Annotated in this window: 1 pseudogene; it reads left to right on the forward strand. The window is 70.9% G+C overall.

The annotated features are described in order from the left end of the window. Positions 1-203, forward strand: a pseudogene (locus ADL05_RS06730) (succinate--CoA ligase subunit beta); the annotation flags it as partial.

Raw genomic sequence — 203 nt, forward strand, 5'->3', positions numbered from 1 at the left:
AGCGTGTTCGTGAACGTGTTCGGCGGCATCACCGCCTGCGACGCGGTCGCCAACGGCATCGTGCAGGCGCTGGAGCTGCTGGAGTCGCGCGGCGACGACGTCTCCAAGCCGCTGGTGGTGCGCCTGGACGGCAACAACGCCGAGCTGGGCCGCCAGATCCTGACCGAGCGCGCGCACCCCGCGGTGCGCCAGGTCGACACGAT

It is taken from the genome of Nocardiopsis sp. NRRL B-16309 (assembly GCF_001279585.1).
Lineage (GTDB): Bacteria > Actinomycetota > Actinomycetes > Streptosporangiales > Streptosporangiaceae > Nocardiopsis.